The sequence below is a fragment of the Stackebrandtia albiflava genome (assembly GCF_007994225.1).
Classification (GTDB): Bacteria; Actinomycetota; Actinomycetes; order Mycobacteriales; family Micromonosporaceae; genus Stackebrandtia; species Stackebrandtia albiflava.
This window is the reverse complement of sequence record NZ_VLLL01000006.1, coordinates 1,329,486-1,349,705: the sequence shown is the minus strand read 5'-3', so window position 1 is coordinate 1,349,705 and position 20,220 is coordinate 1,329,486. Positions and strand designations below refer to the sequence as shown.

15 protein-coding genes are annotated in these 20,220 nt (G+C 71.4%); 6 read left to right on the top strand and 9 right to left on the bottom strand.

Going from position 1 to position 20,220, the window contains the following annotated elements:
- Positions 1-36: 36 nt before the first annotated feature.
- The 5 genes from LX16_RS17175 to upp form a co-directional block, all read right to left on the bottom strand.
- A complete protein-coding gene (locus tag LX16_RS17175) occupies positions 37-1,344 on the bottom strand; it encodes a nucleotide sugar dehydrogenase (RefSeq protein ID WP_147140057.1) in 1,308 nt (435 codons plus the stop codon).
- Between the two features lie 9 nt (positions 1,345-1,353).
- A complete protein-coding gene (locus tag LX16_RS17170) occupies positions 1,354-4,941 on the bottom strand; it encodes a glycosyltransferase (protein WP_147140055.1) in 3,588 nt (1,195 codons plus the stop codon).
- 448 nt (positions 4,942-5,389) lie between these two features.
- Positions 5,390-6,343: a Gfo/Idh/MocA family protein gene (locus LX16_RS17165; RefSeq protein ID WP_147140053.1), complete on the bottom strand. Its 954-nt coding sequence runs from the start codon at positions 6,341-6,343 to the stop codon at positions 5,390-5,392.
- A complete protein-coding gene (locus LX16_RS17160; RefSeq protein WP_147140051.1) occupies positions 6,264-7,442 on the bottom strand; it encodes a DegT/DnrJ/EryC1/StrS family aminotransferase in 1,179 nt (392 codons plus the stop codon). The genes LX16_RS17165 and LX16_RS17160 overlap by 80 nt, the downstream gene beginning before the upstream one ends.
- A gap of 148 nt (positions 7,443-7,590) precedes the next feature.
- Positions 7,591-8,223, bottom strand: coding sequence for a uracil phosphoribosyltransferase (upp, locus tag LX16_RS17155; protein ID WP_147140049.1), 633 nt, complete (start codon positions 8,221-8,223; stop codon positions 7,591-7,593).
- A gap of 144 nt (positions 8,224-8,367) precedes the next feature.
- Between upp and deoC the strand changes: the two genes are divergently transcribed.
- The 6 genes from deoC to LX16_RS17125 all read left to right on the top strand — a co-directional run bounded on the left by deoC (position 8,368) and on the right by LX16_RS17125 (position 14,706).
- Positions 8,368-9,291 (top strand): deoxyribose-phosphate aldolase, encoded by a 924-nt coding sequence (gene deoC / locus LX16_RS17150; RefSeq protein ID WP_147140047.1) that lies wholly within the window; start codon positions 8,368-8,370, stop codon positions 9,289-9,291.
- Positions 9,292-9,331: 40 nt separating this feature from the next.
- Positions 9,332-10,762: an aldehyde dehydrogenase family protein gene (locus tag LX16_RS17145; RefSeq protein ID WP_147140045.1), complete on the top strand. Its 1,431-nt coding sequence runs from the start codon at positions 9,332-9,334 to the stop codon at positions 10,760-10,762.
- Positions 10,755-11,618: an aldehyde dehydrogenase family protein gene (locus LX16_RS17140; RefSeq protein WP_147140043.1), complete on the top strand. Its 864-nt coding sequence runs from the start codon at positions 10,755-10,757 to the stop codon at positions 11,616-11,618. Before LX16_RS17145 ends, LX16_RS17140 begins: the two co-directional genes overlap by 8 nt.
- 224 nt (positions 11,619-11,842) lie before the next feature.
- Positions 11,843-12,706 (top strand): hypothetical protein, encoded by an 864-nt coding sequence (locus LX16_RS17135; RefSeq protein WP_211354551.1) that lies wholly within the window; start codon positions 11,843-11,845, stop codon positions 12,704-12,706.
- 83 nt (positions 12,707-12,789) lie between these two features.
- Complete coding sequence (locus tag LX16_RS17130; protein WP_147140041.1) at positions 12,790-14,268, top strand: hypothetical protein; 1,479 nt, start codon at positions 12,790-12,792, stop codon at positions 14,266-14,268.
- A gap of 15 nt (positions 14,269-14,283) precedes the next feature.
- Positions 14,284-14,706: a roadblock/LC7 domain-containing protein gene (locus LX16_RS17125; protein ID WP_147140039.1), complete on the top strand. Its 423-nt coding sequence runs from the start codon at positions 14,284-14,286 to the stop codon at positions 14,704-14,706.
- A gap of 42 nt (positions 14,707-14,748) precedes the next feature.
- On the opposite strand, the gene thrC is transcribed toward LX16_RS17125, so the two are convergent.
- Genes thrC through argS form a run of 4 tightly spaced genes read right to left on the bottom strand, consistent with a single transcriptional unit; the run spans position 14,749 to position 20,166 of the window.
- Positions 14,749-15,801 (bottom strand): threonine synthase, encoded by a 1,053-nt coding sequence (gene thrC / locus LX16_RS17120; protein WP_147140037.1) that lies wholly within the window; start codon positions 15,799-15,801, stop codon positions 14,749-14,751.
- On the bottom strand, positions 15,798-17,075 hold the full coding sequence (locus tag LX16_RS17115; protein WP_147140035.1) for a homoserine dehydrogenase: 1,278 nt from the start codon (positions 17,073-17,075) through the stop codon (positions 15,798-15,800). The genes thrC and LX16_RS17115 overlap by 4 nt, the downstream gene beginning before the upstream one ends.
- A gap of 3 nt (positions 17,076-17,078) precedes the next feature.
- Positions 17,079-18,485, bottom strand: coding sequence for a diaminopimelate decarboxylase (gene lysA / locus LX16_RS17110; protein WP_147140033.1), 1,407 nt, complete (start codon positions 18,483-18,485; stop codon positions 17,079-17,081).
- Between the two features lie 28 nt (positions 18,486-18,513).
- On the bottom strand, positions 18,514-20,166 hold the full coding sequence (argS, locus tag LX16_RS17105; protein ID WP_147140031.1) for an arginine--tRNA ligase: 1,653 nt from the start codon (positions 20,164-20,166) through the stop codon (positions 18,514-18,516).
- Between the last annotated feature and the right edge of the window lie 54 nt (positions 20,167-20,220).

Genomic DNA, 20,220 nt, shown 5'->3' with positions numbered 1-20,220 from the left:
CGTCTCGGCGGGTCGGCACCCGGTCGTGCGGGCGCGTCAGTCCGGTTGTTCGGCCATGGCGCCGTCACCGATGACGAGCCGCCGCACACCGGTCCACCGTTGCGGGTCGGTGATGCGGCGGCCGTCTATCAGCACCTTGACTCCGGGCCAGTCCGCCGCCGCCAGGTGCCGGTACCGGGCGTGGTCGGTGTGGACGATGATGGCGTCCACCGGTTCCCGGCGGTAGGGCGGCAGGCGCAGCGCGGACAGTTCGTCCGGGTCGTACAGCGGGTCGGAGACCACGGGGCGGGCGCCGAGTTCGGTGAGCCGGTCCACGAGCGGGAACACGCCCGAGTAGGCGGTCTCCTTCACGCCGCCCCGGTACGCGGCGCCCAGTACCAGGACGCTCGCCTCCCGCAGGTCGCCGTACGCGGAGGCGAGCGCCGCGACGGCGTAGTCGGGCATGGTGGCGTTGGCGGCGCGCGCGGCGGCCACCACGGTGGCGTCGGGGTCGTTCCACAGGTAGAGCTGCGGGTACACCGGGATGCAGTGTCCGCCGACGGCGATCCCCGGCCGGTGGATGTGGCTGTACGGCTGGGTGTTGCAGGCCGCGATGACGTCGTACACGTCGACGCCGATCGAGTCGGCGTATCTGGCGAACTGGTTGGCGAGTCCGATGTTGACGTCGCGGTAGGTGGTCTCGGCGAGTTTCGCGAACTCGGCGGCCTCGGCGGTGCCGAGGTTCCACACCCCGTTGGGCCTGGTCAGTTCGGGGCGGTGGTCGAACTCCAGTACGGCCGAGTAGAACGCGACGGCCCGCGACGCCGACTCCTCGTCGAAGCCGCCGACCAGTTTCGGGTATCGGCGAAGGTCGGTGAAGACCCGGCCGGTGAACACGCGCTCGGGGCTGAACGCCAGGTGGAAGTCCCGCCCGCAGACCAGACCGGACCCCTCCTCCAGTGCCGGTGCCAACCGGTTCCGGGTGGTACCGACCGGCAGGGTGGTCTCGTAGCTGACGAGGGAACCCGGCCGCAACCCGGCGGCGACGGAGGCGGTGGCTGCGTCCATCGTGGTGAAGTCGGGGGTTCCGTCGTCGGTGACGAACAACGGCACCACCACCACGGTCGTCTCGGCCTCGGCGACCGCCTCGGCGACGTCGGTGGTGGCGGTGAGCAGCCCCGCCGACGACGCCGCCGACACCGCGTCGGCCAGTCCGGTCTCCCCCGGGAACGGCACGCCGCCGGAGTTGACGGCCTTCACGACCCGGGGGTCGATGTCGGCGCCGGACACCCGGTGGCCCCTGGTGGCGAACTGCGCGGCCAACGGCAGTCCGATCTTCCCCAATCCGACGACGCAGACGCGCATGGCGGCTCCTCAGGTGACGGTGCTTCGACTGGTCCGGTCGCCCGGTTCCGTCCGGTTCGCCGGGTCGGGCCGGTGCGGACGTCGCGGGTCGGTCTGTGGTGCCGCCGGGGCGGGCGACAGGCGGCGGTACACCTCGTCGAGGATGGCGGCCTGTCGCCGCCACGTCCACTGTTCGAGTAGGGCCGGGTCGTACGCCCGGCGGTAGCGTCCGGGGTCGGCGAGGACGGATTTGAGGGCTCTCACGTAGTCGTCGGCGTCGCCGGCGACGAACACCTCACCGATTCCGGTGCGCAGTGTCGTGTCGGCCATCGCGCGTACGTCCGACACCACGATGGGCAGCCCGGCGTGGGCGTACTCGAAGTACTTGGTGATGAGTGCTATCTCGTGGTTGGGCCAGTGGTGGATGGGGATGACCCCGGCGTCGGCGGCGGACAGGAAGTCGACGACGTTCTCGTGCGGCACGTACGGCAGGACGTGCACGCGGGAGGCGACCCCGAGGTCGGCGGCGGTCGCCAGCAGCCCGGCCACGTAGGGCGACTCCGGGCGGTTGACCACCAGGGCGACGTGGACGCCCGGCAGCGCGGGCAGTCCCTCGATCATGACGTCGAGGCCGCGTTGCGGCGCGGCACTGCCGCTGTATACGACCAGTGGGGTGTCGGGCCCCAGGCCGCAGGAGGCGCGGAGGTCGGGCCGGGCCCCGGCTGGCGGTGCGGCGTCGACGTCGGGGGCGTTCAGGACGACGGCGGGCGTGCGGGTGAGCCCGTGGCGCCTGCGGAGCAGGCTGGCCAGTTCGTCGGAGACGGTGACGACGGCGTCGGCGTACCGGGCGTGTTCGGTCTCGTGTGCGGTCATGGCGGGCAGCCACCGTGGATCGTCCCGCCAGGGTTTGATACCGGGCAGGTACTCGTGGGCGTCCCACACCAGGCGGGTCGGGCGTCCGGCGGCGCGGGCACGCAACACGGCGCGGGCCCCGACGCCGAGCATGCGGAAGTCGTTGGCGTGGACGATGTCGGGACGGAGCGCGTCGACGACGGGGCCGAAGGCCAGTTCGTAGTCCCACAACGAGGGGTCGAGGTGTCGCCAGGCGCGTGCGCCACCGAACCGGCCCCACAGTCGCGCGTACGCGGCCCGGCCACGGAGGTCGCCGCGTCCGGCGTCGCGCTTGGCGGCGGTGGTCTGCCGTTCCCGCAACGCCACCCAGCGGCGGGACAGTTTCGCGGAGGCGCTGGCGAACCGCCATCCCAGCAGTGTCAACCTGTCGAGGGGGCCGGGACCGTCAGGCGCGGTGCGGACCCGCCACGCGGCCAACCGGGTGTCCAGGTCGGCCCGGCGGGCCTTCGCCTTCTGGACCCGCCACGCGCTGGTACGGCCGGCCGGGTAGGCCAGCGGGCGGTGCAGCCAGTCCTTGCGGAACTGCGCGGGCCGCAACCGCAACGGCGACCTCATGGGGATGAGCCGCACCCTCGCGCCGCCGATCCGCCACGTCCGGGGACGCTTGTCGGGTGACCGCCCCAGCAGGGTCACGTCCCAGCCGTTCTCGGCGGCCGAGCGGGCGGTCTTCTGCACACGCGAGTCACTGACGACGGCGTTGTCGACGAGCATGACTACGGTGCCCCGGCCGCCCGGCCGGGTCTCGGCGCGGGTCACCGCGACCGGCGTGGCGGTGGTGGCGACGGCGCGGCGGGCGGCCCCCGCGATCCTTCGCAGGATCCGCCGCAGTGGTGGCCGGGCGGGGAATCCGGCGGTACGGCCCCGGGGTGACGCCACGGGTAGGTCCATTCCGCCGCCGGGCCAGTCGAGTCGCAACACGACGGTCCACGCGGCGCGGAGCCATCCCGTCCCAGGCCAGGCCAGGGTGCCGGTGACGTCGAGACCGTCGACGGTGGCTTGCGACCGGGCGGGGACACGCCGGACGTCGGTACCGCGTCGCAGGCACAGTGCGGCGGTCAGCGGGGTCGGCCAGTCCGCCAGTCCGGCCCGCACCTTCAACCGGAGCCGGGAACCGGCCCGGATCGACTCGGTGAGCAGCGCGGTGCGGCGGGAGGCGCCCGGACGCGACTCCAGTCGCAACGTCAGGTTGCCGAATCTGGTGGTGTGGGCGGTCACCAGCGCCGGGTCGCGGCCGGGCAGGTCCACGACCCGGCGACTGGTCGCAAGGTCGTAGCCGTCGCCGTGGACGGCGCCGATGCGGTGGTCACGGGTGCCGCCCGCGAACTCGACGGCCACCAGCAGGTCCCAGCGGCCGTCCGGGAGGGGGCCGCCGTCGGCGGCCGTCGACAGGTCGCATTCGACCCGGAAGGCCGCACCGTCGGGTTCGTCCCCGTGGCCGATGGCCTCGCCCGGTCGTGCCGGGATGCGGTGTTCGGCTCCGGTGTCGCGTTCCCGCAGCACCAGGTACGTCCGATGTGGTTCGCCCGGCAGTTGCGGTGTCCAGGCGGCGCCGGTGAGGGTGACGCGGGATCCCCGCCATTCGCAGCCGTCCACGCGGTGCCGGACGGTGAGCCGTTCGGTGACGTCGTAGTACCGGTCGGGGACGCCCGCCTCGGGGTCGCCGAAGAGTGGCAGGTCGACGTAGACCCGATCGCCCTCGACGATCGCGCGGCGGGGCGCGTCCGACTGTTGGAACCGGATGACCCGGGTGAGCCGGGCCTCGTCGGCGGCGAGGACCCGGTCGGCCATGACGCGGTAGAGCGGCGTCAGTTCGTCGACGACGCCGGGCGTGAGCCAGTCCCGCAGGAAGTCTCCGGCGGCGGTCAGGAGCGCGGGCCGGTCGGTGTCGGGATCGTCCCAGCACCGGCCCACCGCCCACTTCAGGACCTCGTTGCGGACGTGCCGTTCGACGAGGTGGTCACGGTCGCGGCCGGGCGGGATGTGGTCGGCGAGCATCCGGCAGATCCCGTCGACGTGGGCGATGAACTCGACGGGGTCGTCGGGCCGGGCGGTGGCGTTGGTGCCGTCGCGGCGGTCCCGGATGTAGTAGCAGTCGTAGTCGGCGACGATCGAGATGACGTCGGCGTGCAGGTAGGCGTAGGCGACCACCGGCTGGTCGGACGCGAGTCGGCGGCCGACCTCGAACGGGCGGTTCAGGCCGGTGAAGAAGTCCCGGCGGAAGAGTTTGATCTGGCCCAGGGAGTCGTACACGCGGGTGGTGAAGAGGTCCGCGCGGGGCCGGTTGCGGGTCCAGATGCGTTGGTGGCTCCGCGTGCCGTAGCCCGGTACGGGGGCGGTGCGGCCGAGCACGATGTCGGAGCCGGCGCGTTCGGCCATGGCGACCATCCGTGCCAGGGCCTCCGTGCCGAGGTAGTCGTCACCACCGAGGAAGAACAGGTAGCGGCCGGTGGCCTGGGCGACGCCGATGTTGCACGGCAGTCCCGGGCCGCCGGAGTTGCCGGGGAGGTGCGTGACCCGCAGGTTCGCGGCCTGTGCGGCGAGCCGGTCGAGTTCGGGGCCGCTGCCGTCGGTGGACCCGTCGTCGACGGCGACGATCTCGACGGCGGAGGCGCCGATGGTCTGGTCGAGGACCGACTGAACACACTCGGTCAGCCACGGCATCACGTTGTACACCGGGATGATCACGCTGACGATCGGTGTGCTCACAGTCGGTGATGCTATCGAAGTCGGAGGGCGGTCATATCCGCTCGGGAAGAATCCCCACGACGGCCCGGTTCCACGGTGAAACCTCCTGCGGCGGCCACCGGAACGGCCTTTTCGGAGCCGCGCATGACGGAGAGCGGACGGCCGACACCCGGTGCCGCGGAAGTGGTCGGGGGCCGCCACTCCTCCTCCCCATGGCGTCGAGCCTAGGCCGTCCGGGGGAGCCCGTACAGCGGGAAACGATCCGCCTGTGGATAACCGGGTGGTTGTGGACGACCGCCGTGGTGGTTCCGCAGACGGTCGGGGTCGGCCGGTCGGGCCGACGCGCAGACCGCTGGTGGTGGCGGCCGCGCTGTGGCCCCGGCGGCGCGGTCGAGGTGGTGCGGGGCGGGTTCACCACGCCGTCGCCCCGATGAACCCGTCCGTCGCTCGCGGTCGGCCCGCGTCACCGTCACGGCCGGTGGGACGCGCACAGGTCGGCGATGACCCGGTGCGGCGGCAGGATGGTCTGCCGTTCGGCGACCATGTCGACCGCCCCGTCGACCAGGTCACAGAAGTGGTCCCACTGCGCGGCGAGCGGTTCCCGGTGCGCCGCCAGTTCCGGGATCTCGATGACGGTCTGCTGCCGGTACCCGGCGTGCGCGTCGGCACCGGAGTCGTGGTCGACGTGCCGGTAGATCGTCACGGTGCGGCGCAACAGGTCCGTCTCGATGACCCGGTCCAGTTCGGTGACGGTCATCGAACGCACCTTGCGGTGGCTGATCCGGCTCGCCGAGGCGGTGGCGACCGCGCTCCCGGTGAACTCGATGATCGCCTCGGAGACGTCCTCGGCGCCCGGCAGCGACGTCGGGTGGTACCGGCCGGTGCTGCCCCACACCCGTTTCGGCTCGCCTCCGACCATTCGCAGGCAACTGTCGACGTCGTGGATGAGAAGGTCCCAGGCGACGCCGGTGCGGATCCTCGGCGCGTACGGCCCGTGCCGGACCGAGTTGACGTGCACCGGCTGTTCGACGATGAGCCGGGTGGTGAGCACCGCCGGGTTGAACCGCTCGACGAACCCGCACATCAGCGGGACGCCGACGCGGGCGGCGGTGTCGACGATGCTCTGGCATTCGGTGAGTTCGCAGGCCACCGGCTTCTCCAGCAGGGTGGGGAGACCGGCCGTCAGCGCGGACTCGGCGATGCGGCGGTGGAGCGGGGTGGGTGCGGCGACCACCACCGCGTCCAGACCCGACCAGTCGCCGGGTTCGGGCAGCCACCGCACCTGATGGCGTTCGGCGACCTCTCGGCCGGTCTGTTCGTCGGGGTCGATGACCGCGGCGAGGTCACTTCGCTCGGACTGACTGATCACCCGGGCGTGATGTGCTCCCATCGTCCCGGCGCCGATCAACGCGACGTGCAACATCTTCCCTCCTCAGTGCCGTGCGCACCCCCGCGACGATCCGGTCGAGGTCGTCGTCGGTGAGGTGCTGGTGTACCGGTAGGGACAGGCAGCGCGCGGCCACGTCGGCGGCGACGGGCGTACCCGTCCGTATCACCCGGGGATGACCCCGGTAGCAGTCGTAGTCGTGGACGAGGCGGGGGTAGTAGACGCCGGTGCCGATACCGGCCTCGGCGAGGGCGGCGGCGAGTGCGTCGCGGCGCAGCGGGGAGTCCGGTTCCACCAGGACGGTGTACTGGTGCCAGACGTGTTCCCGGTCGGGCATCCGGCGGGGGGTCGTCAACGGCAGTCCCGCCAGTCCCTCCGTCAGCAGGTCGGCGTTCGCGCGACGGCGTTTGAGGGTCTGCGGGTAGGCCGCCAGTTGCGGCAGTGCGATCGCCGCCTGGAGGTCGGTGAGCCGCCAGTTGTGTCCCGGCACCAGGTACTCGTAGCGTTCCCGCATGCCCTGGTTGCGCCACAGCCGGAGTCGCTCGGCGACCGCGTCGTCGGAGGTGGTGACGACGCCGCCCTCCCCGGTGGTGAGGTTCTTCGTCGCGTACAGGGAGAAGCAGCCGATGCCGAACGCGCCGGCGGCCGTCCCGGCGACCGTCGCGCCGAACGCCTGGGCGGCGTCCTCGACGATCGCGACGCCGTGGCGGGCGGCCATGTCGCGGATGGCGGGCATGTCGGCGCACTGCCCGTATAGGTGGACGGGGACGACGGCCGTGGTCCGTTCCGACATCGCCGCCTCCAGTGTCTCGGCGGTGACGCAGAAGTCGGTGGCGTCGATGTCGGCGAACCTGGCGGTGGCTCCGGCCTCCAGGATGGCGTTGAGGGTGGCGACGAAGGTGAACGGGCTGGTCACGACCTCGTCACCGGGGCCGACTCCGGCGGCGCGGATCGCGGCGACGAGTGCGGTGGTGCCGTTGTCGACCGCCACGGCGTGCGGTATGCCCACGACTCGGGCGAACTCCCGTTCGAGCCGTTCGACCCGGTCGCCCTGCGCGAGTCTCCCCGACCGCACGACCTCCACGACGGCCCGTTCCACTTCCGGCCCCAGTTTGACGGCCGTGATCGGGATCATCGGTTCCCCCCGCCCTCGCGAACCGTGACGATGTCGCCACGTTTCGCAGCCTACGGCAGTGGGGCGGCCCCGGAGCCCGGGATCGGGGGTGGTCGCCGCGGATCGGTGAGCGGTGGGACTGGTGTGTCCCGGTGTGCCGTCGAGGCGGTCAGAACCGGCGGTAGTGGCCGAACTGCCGGTCTCCGGCGTCGCCGAGACCGGGGACGATGTAGGCGGCCTCGTTCAGGCCCTCGTCGACGGAGGCGGTGGTGACGGTCAGCGGCAGCCCGGACTCCTCGAGCTTGCGGATGCCCTCGGGTGCGGCCAGGACGCACACCACGGAGATGTCGGTGCAGCCGCGTTCGGCGATCATCTCGCAGCAGCGCAGCAGCGATCCTCCGGTGGCGACCATCGGGTCCAGCACGACGACCCGGCGGCCGGTGAGGTCTTCGGGAAGGGACTCCATGTACGCGCGGGGCTCGTGGGTCTCCTCGTCGCGGGCGAGCCCGACGAAGCCCATGGTCGCCTCGGGCAGCAGCCGGTGGGCCGCGTCGGCCATGCCGAGCCCGGCGCGCAGCACCGGCACCAGCAGCGGCGGGTTCGCCAACCGGACGCCCGTGGTGGCGGCGACGGGGGTGCGGATCTCGAAGCGTTCGGCGTCGATGTCGCGGGTGGCCTCGTACACCAGCAGGGTCGTCAGTTCGTGCAGGGCGGCCCGGAATACCACCGAGTCGCTGCGCTCGTCGCGCATGACGGTGAGCCGGGCGGCGGCCAGGGGGTGTTCTACGACGTGTACGTCCACAGCGGCAGACTCTACCGGTACGCCCGTCCGGCTTCCGACGGTCCGTCCGCGCCGGGCGTCGCCCCCTACACGGACGGGCACGGCCGGGATGGCTGGTGGTCGGGCGGTTACGAAGCGCCCGTTTCGCCCCGTAAGATCGCGATCATGACCTCTCTTCTCGCCTCGGGCGAGGCCCTCGCGAGGCTGCGCGGTCTACCCGGCGTCGACCAGGTGGGCTTGGAGCAGCGCGCGGCGGGCCTGGCCACCCGGTCGATCAAGACCACCGCCAAGGCGTGGGCGATCGACACCGCCATCGGCATGGTGGACCTCACCACCCTGGAGGGGGCCGACACCCCCGGCAAGGTGCGGTCGCTGTGCGTCAAGGCGATGCGCCCCGACCCCTCCGATCCGGGCTGCCCGAAGGTGGCCGCGGTGTGCGTGTATCCGGCGATGGTTCCCACCGCCGCCGCCGAACTCGCCGGTTCCGGTGTGAATCTGGCGAGTGTGGCGACGGGGTTCCCCTCCGGTCAGGTGCCGTTGGAGGTGAAGGTCGCCGACACGCAGGCGGCGGTGGCCGCCGGCGCCAACGAGATCGACATGGTGATCAACCGCGGCGCGTTCCTGTCGGGCCGGTGGGGCGTGGTGTTCGACGAGATCGTCGCGGTGAAGCAGGCGTGCGGTGCCGCGCACCTGAAGGTCATCCTGGAGACCGGGGAGCTGGCGACGTACGACAACGTGCGTGCCGCGAGCTGGTTGGCGATGTACGCGGGCGCGGACTTCATCAAGACGTCCACCGGGAAGGTGTCTCCGGCGGCGACGTTGCCGGTGACGCTGCTGATGTTGCAGGCGGTAGCCGACTTCCGAGCCGAGACGGGCCGTCAGGTCGGTGTGAAGCCCGCCGGGGGGATCCGCACCACCAAGGACGCGATGCGTTACCTGGTGACCGTGAACGAGGTCGCCGGACCCGACTGGTTGACGGCCCGCTGGTTCCGGTTCGGTGCGTCGAGCCTCCTCAACGACCTGTTGATGCAGCGCCAGAAGCTGGCGACCGGCCGCTACTCCGGCCCCGACTACGTGACGGTCGACTGATGCGCCGCACCCGTCCCCTGACATCCACCGGAGGCTCGTGATGTTCGAGTACGCACCAGCGCCCGAATCGCGGGCGATCGTCGATATCAAGCCGTCGTACGGCCTGTTCGTCAACGGCGAGTTCGTCGACCCGAAGGAGGGCGGCGCCTTCAAGTCGGTGAACCCGGCGACGGAGGAGACGCTGGCGGAGATCGCCGAGGCGTCGCAGGCCGACGTGGACGCGGCGGTGGCCGCGGCGCGCACGGCGTACCAGAAGGTGTGGGGTCCGATGCCGGGCTCCGAACGCGCCAAGTACCTGTACCGGATCGCCCGGATCATCGCCGAGCGGTCCCGGGAGTTGGCGGTGTTGGAGTCGATCGACAACGGCAAGCCCATCAAGGAGACCCGTGATGTGGACCTGCCCCTGGTGTCGGCGCACTTCTTCTACCACGCCGGTTGGGCCGACAAGCTGGACCACGCCGGGTTCGGGCCGCAGCCTCGGCCGGTGGGGGTCGCCGGTCAGGTGATCCCGTGGAACTTCCCGCTGCTGATGCTGGCGTGGAAGGTGGCGCCCGCGTTGGCGTGCGGTAACACGGTCGTGTTGAAACCGGCCGAGACGACGCCCTTGACGGCCCTGGCGTTCGCCGAGATCTGCCGGGAGGCCGACCTGCCGCCGGGCGTGGTCAACATCGTGACCGGAGCCGGAGACACCGGTGCGGCCGTGGTGTCCCACCCGGGTGTCGACAAGGTCGCGTTCACCGGTTCGACCGCGGTGGGACGGTTGATCGCGAAGTCGGTCGCCGGGACCGGGAAGCGCCTGACGTTGGAACTGGGCGGCAAGGCCGCCAACATCGTGTTCGCCGACGCGGCGATCGACCAGGCCGTCGAGGGCGTCGTCAACGGCATCTTCTTCAACCAGGGGCACGTGTGCTGCGCGGGTTCGCGGCTGCTGGTGCAGGAGTCGGTGGCCGAGGAGGTGTTGGACCGGTTGAAGCGCAGGATGTCGACGTTGCGGTTGGGCGACCCGCTCGACAAGAACACCGACATCGGTGCGATCAACTCGGCGGAGCAGCTCACCCGGATCCGGGAGTTGACCGAGGTGGGCAGCGCCGAGGGCGCGGAACCGTGGTCGCCGCAGTGCCCGCTTCCCGACACCGGTTACTGGTTCGCGCCGACGATCTTCACCGGTGTGCAGCAGGCGCACCGCATCGCGCGCGAGGAGATCTTCGGTCCCGTGTTGTCGGTGCTGACGTTCCGCACCCCCGAGGAGGCGATCGAGAAGGCGAACAACACGCCGTACGGCCTCAGTGCCGGGGTCTGGACCGAGAAGGGGTCCCGGATGTTGTGGGCCGCCGACCGGTTGAAGGCCGGCGTGGTGTGGGCCAACACGTTCAACAAGTTCGACGCGACGTCGCCGTTCGGCGGTCTTAAGGAGTCCGGTTACGGCCGCGAGGGCGGCCGCCAGGGACTGGAGGCATACCTCGATGTCTGATCGTCTTACGGTGCGCAAGACGTACAAGCTCTATCTGGGTGGGAAGTTCCCGCGCAGCGAATCGGGGAGGACGTACCCGGTGAAGTCGGCCGAGGGCTCCGGGCTGGCCAACGCGGCGTTGGCGTCCCGAAAGGACGTGCGTGACGCGGTGGCGGCGGCGCGCAAGGCGCAGCCCGGTTGGGCGGCGGCGACCGCGTACCTGCGGGGCCAGATCCTGTACCGGGTGGCGGAGATGCTGGAGGGCCGCCGCGCGCAGTTCGTCGCGGAGGTGCGTGACGCCCGGGGCGGCACGGTGAAGGCCGCCACGGCCGAAGTGGACGCCGCCGTGGACCGGTTGGTGTGGTACGCGGGTTGGCCGGACAAGCTGTCCCAGGTGTTGGGTGGCGCGAACCCGGTGGCGGGCCCGTACTTCAACCACACCGCGCCGGAGCCGGTGGGTGTGGTGACGCAGGTGGCCCCGCAGGGGGAGCCGTTGTTGGGGCTGGTCAGCGTGTTGGCGCCGGTCATCGCCGCGGGTAACGCCACGGTGGTGTTGGCGGCGCAGGAACAGCCGTTGCCGGCGATCAGTTTCGCTGAGGTGTTGGCGACGTCGGACCTGCCGGGCGGTGTGGTGAACGTGCTCAGCGGCCGGGTCGCGGAGTTGGCGCCGTGGCTGTCGTCGCACTCCGACGTCAACGCCGTCGACCTGACGGGCGTGGACGACGCCGAGCTGGCCGCCGAGTGTGAGCGCGCCGCCGCGGAGAACCTGAAGCGGGTGTGGCGGCCGGTGAGGCCGGACTGGACGGCGGCACCGGGTCTGGACCGGTTGCGGGCGTGTGTGGAACTGAAGACGGTGTGGCATCCGGCGGGCCTGTGACCGGGCGCGTCCGGGGCGTGGTGGTGCGCGGCCGGGCACGGTGAGTGCCGTGCCGACGTGCCGCGCGGTGTAGCGGGCGGCGGACTCGCCGGGCCAATCGCCGTCGACTGAGATGGACACCATAAGCTCTATGCGGCCGTCGGCCATGCCCTGCCCCGGTGACGGTGCGGGGCGGGGCGGGACGACCGCAGACGCAGCCGACAGACGACGACACGGAGGCCGCCGTGGGACGGCACAGCCAACCGGACGAGGACGACAAGTCCAACGCGACCGAGACGGACACCGACGCGCTCGACAGTGACGCCACACCGACGCGGAGCGCCAAGGCGGATGCCTTCTGGGAGAAGGTCGGCGTCGAGCCGGTGGAGATCGCGCTTCCGAAGGGCGTGGGCCTGACGCTGCGCGCGTACCGGATGTCGGACACGGTGGAGCCGGTCGAGGCCGAGGAGGAGCCGGCGGAGGAGCCGGAACCGAAGCCGAAGCGCGGCAAGGGCAAGACGAAGCCGGAACCGGAACCCGAGCCGGAGGACGTCGACGAGGAACTCGACGAGGAGTTCGAGGACGACGACGAGGAGTCCGACGAGGACGTCGAGGAACCGGTGGAGGAGATCCCGGTGTTCCTGACCCTGCGGGGCCGGTTGCCGTTGTTCGACTCTCCGAAGGCGCTGGTGAAGTTCGTCAAGTCGCGGCCGCCGACCGAGTTGTCCGGTATCGACACCTGGGACGAGCTGGTCAAGGGGATCAAGCCGGAGTACGTGGTGGCGTCGGAGGACGACACCTACGAGCTGGACCTCGTGGTGCGGAACCTGCGCGGCGGTCACGACACGTGGGATCCCGACCTGATCGTCAGTGCCGCCGAGGTCGCCCGCGACCTGGGTTACGCGCTGCGCATCCCGTCGGTGATGTCCACCTTGGCGCAGGGTTCGCCGCTGGACGACCTCGACAACGCGTTGCGGGCCGTCGCCGAGGGCGGCCTTCGCGCCGTGTTCGCCAAACGCCGTGCCCGGAAGGTGGGCGCGGAGCAGACGTCACTGGCGTGGCGGGGCATCGTCGTGAAGATCAACGACGCCGTGGACTGGCGAAAGTAGCCCTCATGCGGGAACATCGAGGCTGACGGTTTGTCGCCTTGGGCGTGTACCGTTCACGCGGCGGCTGAGAGGAGCACGGCACAGTGCGGATATTCTGCGGACTGGCGAGCGTCGACGAGGCGGTCGCGGCGGCCCTGGTCAACGAACGCGGTGGTGTCGTGGCCACCGCCGAGGTGACCGACGATCCACACGGTTACCTGGCGTTGTGCCACATGTGGATCCGGCACGCCGAGCTTCCCGGGATCGCGGTCGCAGACGACGGCAGCACACTGCAGCTTCTCCGGCTGGCCGCCACGGCCGGGCAGCAGGTGGCGACGGACGCCCCCCGGCCCGACGGCACCGAGGACGGCCTGGAGATCGCCGTCCACATCGCGCGTTCCCTGTCCGGCGGGTCCCTGCCCACCATGGTGGGAGGCGCCGCCAGCACCGCGACGCTGCGCCGGGTACTGGGTGCCGCGCACGCCCTGGTGGGTTCGCGTCACCACGCGCGCGGCGGCCTCACCGAACTGTTGCGGCAGTGTCACCCGGCGGTGTTGACGGCCTGGGACGACCCGACCGACGACGACGCCCTCGCCGTGTTGCGGGCGTTGCCCGATCCCGCCGACGCCGCCCACGCCGACGCCTCCGAGTTGGCCGGGAGGCTGCGTTCGGTCGCCGATCCCCGGACCGTGGGTTCGCTGGTGCAGTCGCTCGGCGAGGTCGCGCAGTCGATGAAGACCGATTCCGAGCCGGGTGTCGCCGAGGCCATCGTGGCGGCCATCGACATGGTCGAGTCCTGCGACCGTTCGCTGGACGCGCTCGCCGAGGCCATGACCCGGCAACTGCGCCCGCCGCGCCGACGGGTCCCGCGCGAACCGGAACCCACGCCGCTAGGGCAACCCACTACCGAGACCCCCGTGGTGGAACTGAACCGGCGACGGCGCCGCCCCGAGCCGCCCCGGCAACCCGAACCGCCCCGGCAGTCGGAGCCGCCCCGGGTCTACTCGTCGCCGCCCCCTCCCGACCCGTTGCCGTCCCGGCCGGAGATGACACCGCCGCACGAGGAACCGTTGACGATCCCGGTGCCCGGTGACGTCGCCGAGCCGATGACCCCGTCGCACGGGTTCCCGCGCATGCCGGAGCCCCCCTCGTTCGTGGAGCCGTTGACCGAGCGCCTGACGCCGTCGTCGAGTGCGCCCTCGGGGCCGGACCTGTTGTCGGTCCCGGTGACCGACCTCGACGCCGAGGACGACGACCTGCTGATCTTCAGCCAGGCCCGGTCGGCGTGGTTCCAGGGGCCGGCCGCCGTGGACTCCCCCGACGACGACTGGACCCCGGCCGACGCCGGTTGGCGTGCCGCCGCGGCGGCGGCCACCAGTCAGAACACCCCGAACGAATCCACCGGCAGTGGGTTGCCGCGCCGGGTTCCGCAGGCCAACCTGGTTCCGGGTTCGGCGATCCTCGGCGAGGGCAAGCCCGCGCCGATCAAGCGGGACGCGTCGACGCTGGCCTCCCGGACGGCCGGTTACTTCCGCGGTTGGACCAGGGCACGACGTGAAACCGTCGGTGCCGGTACCCGATGAGGACGGTGCGGCGAGTTGACTGACCTGGGTGTCTACGAACGCTCGTTGAGCATGCTGCTGGCGTCGCTGGTGGCGCGCACTCCCGGCCTGTCGCACGCGGTCCTGGTGAGTGTCGACGGGATGCCGTTGGCGATGTCGACGGGCCTGCCGAGGGAACGCGCGCTGCAACTGGCGAGCATCGGCGCGGGCATGTTGTCGATCGCCGAAGGCGCGGGCAACGTGATGAACACCGGCACCGCCACGCAGATCATGGTCGAGATGGCCGAGGGTCTGCTGTTGGCGGCACCGGTGGGGCCGCAGATCTGCCTGTCGCTGCTGGCGGTGTCGGAGTGCAGCCGTGAACAGCTCGGTTACGAGATCGGGCACTTCGCGGCGCAGGTGCGTCCGCTGCTGGACGAGGCGTTGACGAACACCGGCCAGATCCCGAAGATCCGTTGACCGTCGCGGCGGTGGACGTTCACCGCCGGGCGTGAAACCCGGTCACAGCCCGAGCGCCCGCGCGGCCGCCGCGGCGTCCACCGGGATGGTCTCGGGCCGGGGTGCGGTGGAGACCGCCCAGTCGGGGTCCTTCAGACCGTGTCCGGTGACCGTGCAGACCACCGTGGACCCGGCGGTCACGGTGCCCGCGGCTACCGAGGCGAGCAGTCCGGCGACGCTGGCGGCACTGGCCAGTTCGACGAACACGCCCTCGCTCCGCGCCAACAGCAGGTACGCGGCGTGGATGTCGCGGTCGGTGACGGCGATGATCTGCCCGCCGGACCGGTCGCGGGCGTCGAGCGCCCTGGTCCAGCTCGCGGGGTTGCCGATCCGGATGGCGGTGGCGATGGTCTGCGGTTCCGTCACCACCTGCCCGGTCACGATCGGGGCGGCACCGGACGCCTGTACGCCCAGCATCCTGGGTCGGCGGCTCGCCGCCCCGGAGTCGGCCTCCTCCTGGTATCCCATCCAGTAGGCGGTGATGTTGCCCGCGTTGCCCACGGGTAGACAGTGGACGTCGGGCGCGTCGCCGAGCGCCGCGACGACCTCCAGCGCGGCGGTCTTCTGCCCCTCCAACCGGTGCGGGTTGACCGAGTTCACCAGCGACACCGGGTAGTCGATCGCGAGTTTCGACGCCACCGCCAGGCAGTCGTCGAAGTTGCCCTCCAGTTGCAGCAGTCGCGCGCCGTGGACGAGCGCCTGGGCGAGTTTCCCCAGGGCGATCTTGCCGTTCGGCACCAGGACCGCGCAGGTGATGCCGGCCCGTGCCGCGTAGGCCGCGGCGGACGCGGAGGTGTTGCCGGTCGAGGCGCAGATGACGGCCTTGGCCCCCGCCTCGACGGCCTTCGACACCGCCACCGTCATGCCCCGGTCCTTGAACGACCCGGTCGGGTTGGCGCCCTCCACCTTCAGGTAGACGTCGCAACCGGTCCGTTGCGACAGCATCGGTGCGGGCAGCAGCGGTGTGCCGCCCTCTCGCAGCGTGATCACGGGAGTGTCGGGCCCGACCGGCAACCGGTCGCGGAACTCCTCGATCAGGCCCCGCCATGCCTTCATGGTTCTCCTTCGACTCGCATGACACTGGCCACCCGCCGCACCGCGGGAAGCTTCACCAGATCCTCGACCGTGGCCGACAGTTGCGCGTCGGTGGCGGTGTGGGTGACGGCGACGAGTACGGCCTCGTCACCGCGGCCGGACTGCCGCACGGTGCGCATGCTGACCCGGTGGGCCGCGAACACCGAGGCGACCTCGGCCAGCACGCCGGGTTCGTCGTCGACGTCGAGACTGACGTGGTACCGGGTGACGACGTCGCCCATGCGGCGGACCGGGAGGTCGGCGTAGGCGGAGTCGGTGACGGGGAGCGCGCCGCCGCGGCGGTTGCGGGCGACGGCGACCAGGTCGCCCAGCACCGCCGACGCGGTGGGGGTACCGCCGGCCCCCGCGCCGTAGAACATCAACTGGCCGGCGGCCCTGGCCTGCACGAACACCGCGTTGTAGGCGCCGCCGACTCCCGCCAGCGGATGCTCCCGGGGGATCATCGCGGGGTGGACCCGGACGCTGATGGAGTCGCCGTCGCGGGCGGCGATGCACAGCAGTTTCACCACGCAACCCATCTGGGCCGCCGAAGCGACGTCGGCGGCGGTGACCTCGGTGATGCCCTCCCGGTACACGTCGGTGACGGTCACCCGGGAGTGGAAGGCGAGCGAGGCGAGGATGGCGGCCTTGGCGGCGGCGTCGAACCCCTCGACGTCGGCCGTGGGGTCGGCTTCGGCGTATCCGAGGTCGCTCGCCTCCTGCAGGGACTCGGCGAACCCGGAACCGGTGTCGGTCATCCTGGACAGGATGTAGTTGGTGGTGCCGTTGACGATGCCCATGACGGCGGAGATCGAGTCACCGTGGAGGGATTCGCGAAGCGGGCGCAGCAACGGGATCGCCCCGGCCACCGCCGCCTCGTAGTACAGGTCGGCGCCTCCCTCGGCGGCGGCGGCGTGCAGGGTCGCGCCGTCCTCGGCCAGCAGGGTCTTGTTGGCGGTGACCACGGCCTTCCCGGCGCGCAGGGCGGCGGTGATCCAGGACCGGGCCGGTTCGATGCCGCCGACGACCTCCACGACGATGTCGACGTCGTCGCGGGCGACGAGCGCGTCGGCGTCGGTGGTGAACAGGTCGGCGGACACCGGCAGGTCACCCCGGTCACGACCGGCGCGGCGCACCGCGATACCGGCGATCTCCAGCGGTTCCCCGATTCTCGCGGTGAGGTCGTCGGCCTGGTCGTGCAGCAGCCGCACCACCTCGGACCCGACCGTCCCGCAGCCGAGCAGTGCCAGTCTCACGGTCTATCCCACATCCAGTCGCAACAGGTCGTCCACCGACTCGCGGCGGACGACGACCCGGGCCCGGCCGTCGGCTACGGCGATGACGGGGGGCCTGGGCACGTGGTTGTAGTTGCTGGCCATGCTGCGGCAGTACGCGCCGGTACCGGGTACGGCGACGAGGTCGCCGGGGGTGACGTCGGCGGGCAGGAACTCGTCCTTGACGACGATGTCGCCGGATTCGCAGTGCTTGCCAACGATCCGGGCCAGGACCGGTGCCGCGTCCGACGTGCGGGAGGCCAGTGTGGCGCTGTACGAGGCGTCGTACAGCGCGGTCCGCAGGTTGTCGCTCATCCCTCCGTCGACGCTGACGTAGGAACGCACCCGTCCTCCGTCCAGGTCGACGGGCTTGACCGTCCCGACCCGGTAGAGGGTGAATGTGGACGGACCGCAGATCGCCCGGCCCGGTTCGACCGAGATCACCGGGACCGGGATCCCCAGGGCGGCGCACTCGTGGTCGACGATCTTGCGCAGTTCACCGGCCAGCGCGGCGGGCGACGCCGGATCGTCCTGTGTGGTGTAGGCCATGCCGAATCCGCCGCCCAGGCACAGTTGCGGCAGCGTGACGTCGTGCTCGGCCTGGATGCGCTGGTGGAGTCCGATGACGCGGCGGGCCGCGACCTCGAACGCGGTGGTGTCGAAGATCTGCGAACCGATGTGGGAGTGCAGGCCGCGCAGCCGCAACACGCCGTCACCGATGACGCGGCGGGCCGCCTCGGCCGCCGACGGCAGCGACATGCCGAACTTCTGGTCCTCGTGGGCGGTGGCGATGTACTCGTGGGTGTGCGCCTCCACGCCCACCTTCGTGCGGATCAGCACGTCGGGAGTGCTGCCGGTGTCGCGGGCCAGGCCGGTGAGCCGGTCGATCTCGTCGAAGGAGTCCAGGACGATCCTGCCGACACCGGCACGCAGCGCGGCGGCCAGTTCCGCGCCGGACTTGTTGTTGCCGTGGAAGGTGAGGCGTTCGGCGGGGAACCCGGCCGCCAGCGCCACCGCGAGCTCGCCCTCGGTGCAGACGTCGAGGTTGACACCGGCCTCGGCCACCCAGCGCGCGACCGCCTTGCACAGGAACGCCTTACCCGCGTAGTAGACCTGGCCGGAGCCCGGCCCGAACGCCTCGGCGAACGCGTCGCGGAACTCCGCGAGCCGATGCCGGAAGTCGGCCTCGTCGACGATGTACGCCGGTGTCCCGAACTCCTCGGCGAGCGCGGCCACGGACACGCCGCCGACCTGCAGGTACCCGTCGTCACCGCGCCTGACCGTGCGCGCCCACAGTTGCGGCAGCAGGTCGTTGACGTCGACGGGCGGGCGCAGCCACGAGGGACTGTGCCCGTACTCGCCGTGGATCGCACCGGCCTCGTGTGCGCGCATCAGCGTTCCCCTTCCCCGGGTCGGCGGTTCACATCTTCTCCGGTGCGGAGACTCCCAGCAGGCCCAGCGCGTTGGCGAGTACGACCCGGGTAGCCTCCACGGCCCACAGCCGGGCGGCGCCGGTGGCGGTGAACTCGTCGTCGCCACGCGGCAGGACCCGGCACGCCTCGTAGAACCGGTGGTAGGTGCCGGCGAGGTCCTCGGCGTAGCGGGCGATCCGGTGCGGTTCACGCAGCTCCGCGGCGGCCGCGACGACCGCGGGGAACTCGGCGAGCTGCTTGAGCAGGTCGGACTCCCTCGGGTGGGACAGCAGCGACGCGTCGTAGTCGTCGCCGCGGCTCAGGCCCAGTTCCGCGGCGTTGCGCAGCAGGGAGGAGATACGGGAGTACGCGTACTGGACGTAGTAGACCGGGTTCTCGCTGCTGGCCTTCGTCCACAGGTCGAGGTCGAGGTCGATGGTGGAGTCGCTGGAGTAACGGGCCAGCGCGTAGCGTCCCGCGTCGGCGCCGATCGCCTCGACCAGGTCGTCCAGGGTGACGAAGGTGCCGGCGCGTTTGCTCATCTTGACCGGCTCGCCGTCCCGGAGCAGGTTCACCATCTGCCCGATCAGGATCTCCAGGTGGGTCTGGGGGTCGTCGCCGAAGCACGCCGCCATGGCCCGCATCCGGCCGATGTAGCCGTGGTGGTCGGCGCCGAGCATGATGACGACCCTGTCGAAGCCGCGCTGCCGCTTGTCGAGGTAGTAGGCGCAGTCGGCCGCGAAGTACGTCCACTGGCCGTCGGACTTGCGCAGCACCCGGTCCTTGTCGTCACCGAAGTCGGTGGTGCGCAGCCACGTGGCGCCGTCCGCCTCGAAGACCCGGCCCTGGTCGCGCAGCCGTTGGAGGGCGGCGTCGAGTTCCCCCCGGTCGTGCAGGTCCTTCTCGTTGAAGTAGACGTCGAAGTGGACGCCGAACCTGGCGAGTGATTCACGGATCTCGGCGAACATGAGCGCGATGCCCTCGGTCCGGAACACCTCGGAGGCGTCGGGGGACTCCAGGACACCGGGGTGGTCGGCGACCACCTGACGCGCCAGGTCGGTGATGTAGCCGCCGACGTAGCCGTTCTCGGGCGTGGGTTCACCCTTGGCCGCCGCCAGCAGCGAGGCCGTGAAGTGGTCGATCTGGACGCCGGCGTCGTTGAAGTAGTACTCGGTGGCGACGTCCGCGCCGGAGGCGCGAAGCACCCGGGCGAGCGCGTCGCCCACCGCCGCCCACCGGACGGAACCGATGTGGACGGGCCCGACGGGGTTGGCGGACACGAACTCCAGGTTGAGCCGGTGACCGGCCATGCTGTCGTTGTGGCCGTAGGCGTCTCCGGCGGCGACGACCTGACCGGCGATGACGCCGGTGGCGTCGGCGGCGAGCCTGATGTTGAGGAAGCCGGGACCGGCGACGTCGACTCCGGCAACACCGGGGACCTCACGCAACCGGGCGGCGATCAGTTCGGCGACCTCCCGGGGGGGCCGGCCGACCCGCTTGGCGACCTGAAGTGACAGGTTCGAGGCGTAGTCGCCGTGTTCGGGATTTCGGGGTCGCTCCACGCTCGTCGTCTCGGGCAGCACACCGGTGTCCAGCCCGGCGGTGGAAAAGGCCGCGTCGGCGGCGGTCAGCACCTTGTCGGCGAGAGTCTCTGGAGTCACGCACGCCATCGTAACGGGCCGCTCGCCGGGGGCTTCGGCGCGCGACGGCGCGTC

Bases quoted from the DNA above. Each gene is read 5' to 3' on its own strand.
- LX16_RS17165 (WP_147140053.1), bottom strand. From the start codon at position 6,343: ATGTTGCACGTCGCGTTGATCGGCGCCGGGACGATGGGAGCACATCAC.
- LX16_RS17160 (WP_147140051.1), bottom strand. From the start codon at position 7,442: ATGATCCCGATCACGGCCGTCAAACTGGGGCCGGAAGTGGAACGGGCC.
- lysA (WP_147140033.1), bottom strand. From the start codon at position 18,485: ATGCGCGCACACGAGGCCGGTGCGATCCACGGCGAGTACGGGCACAGT.
- LX16_RS17175 (WP_147140057.1), bottom strand. From the start codon at position 1,344: ATGCGCGTCTGCGTCGTCGGATTGGGGAAGATCGGACTGCCGTTGGCC.
- LX16_RS17140 (WP_147140043.1), top strand. From the start codon at position 10,755: ATGTCTGATCGTCTTACGGTGCGCAAGACGTACAAGCTCTATCTGGGT.
- LX16_RS17145 (WP_147140045.1), top strand. From the start codon at position 9,332: ATGTTCGAGTACGCACCAGCGCCCGAATCGCGGGCGATCGTCGATATC.
- deoC (WP_147140047.1), top strand. From the start codon at position 8,368: ATGACCTCTCTTCTCGCCTCGGGCGAGGCCCTCGCGAGGCTGCGCGGT.
- thrC (WP_147140037.1), bottom strand. From the start codon at position 15,801: ATGAAGGCATGGCGGGGCCTGATCGAGGAGTTCCGCGACCGGTTGCCG.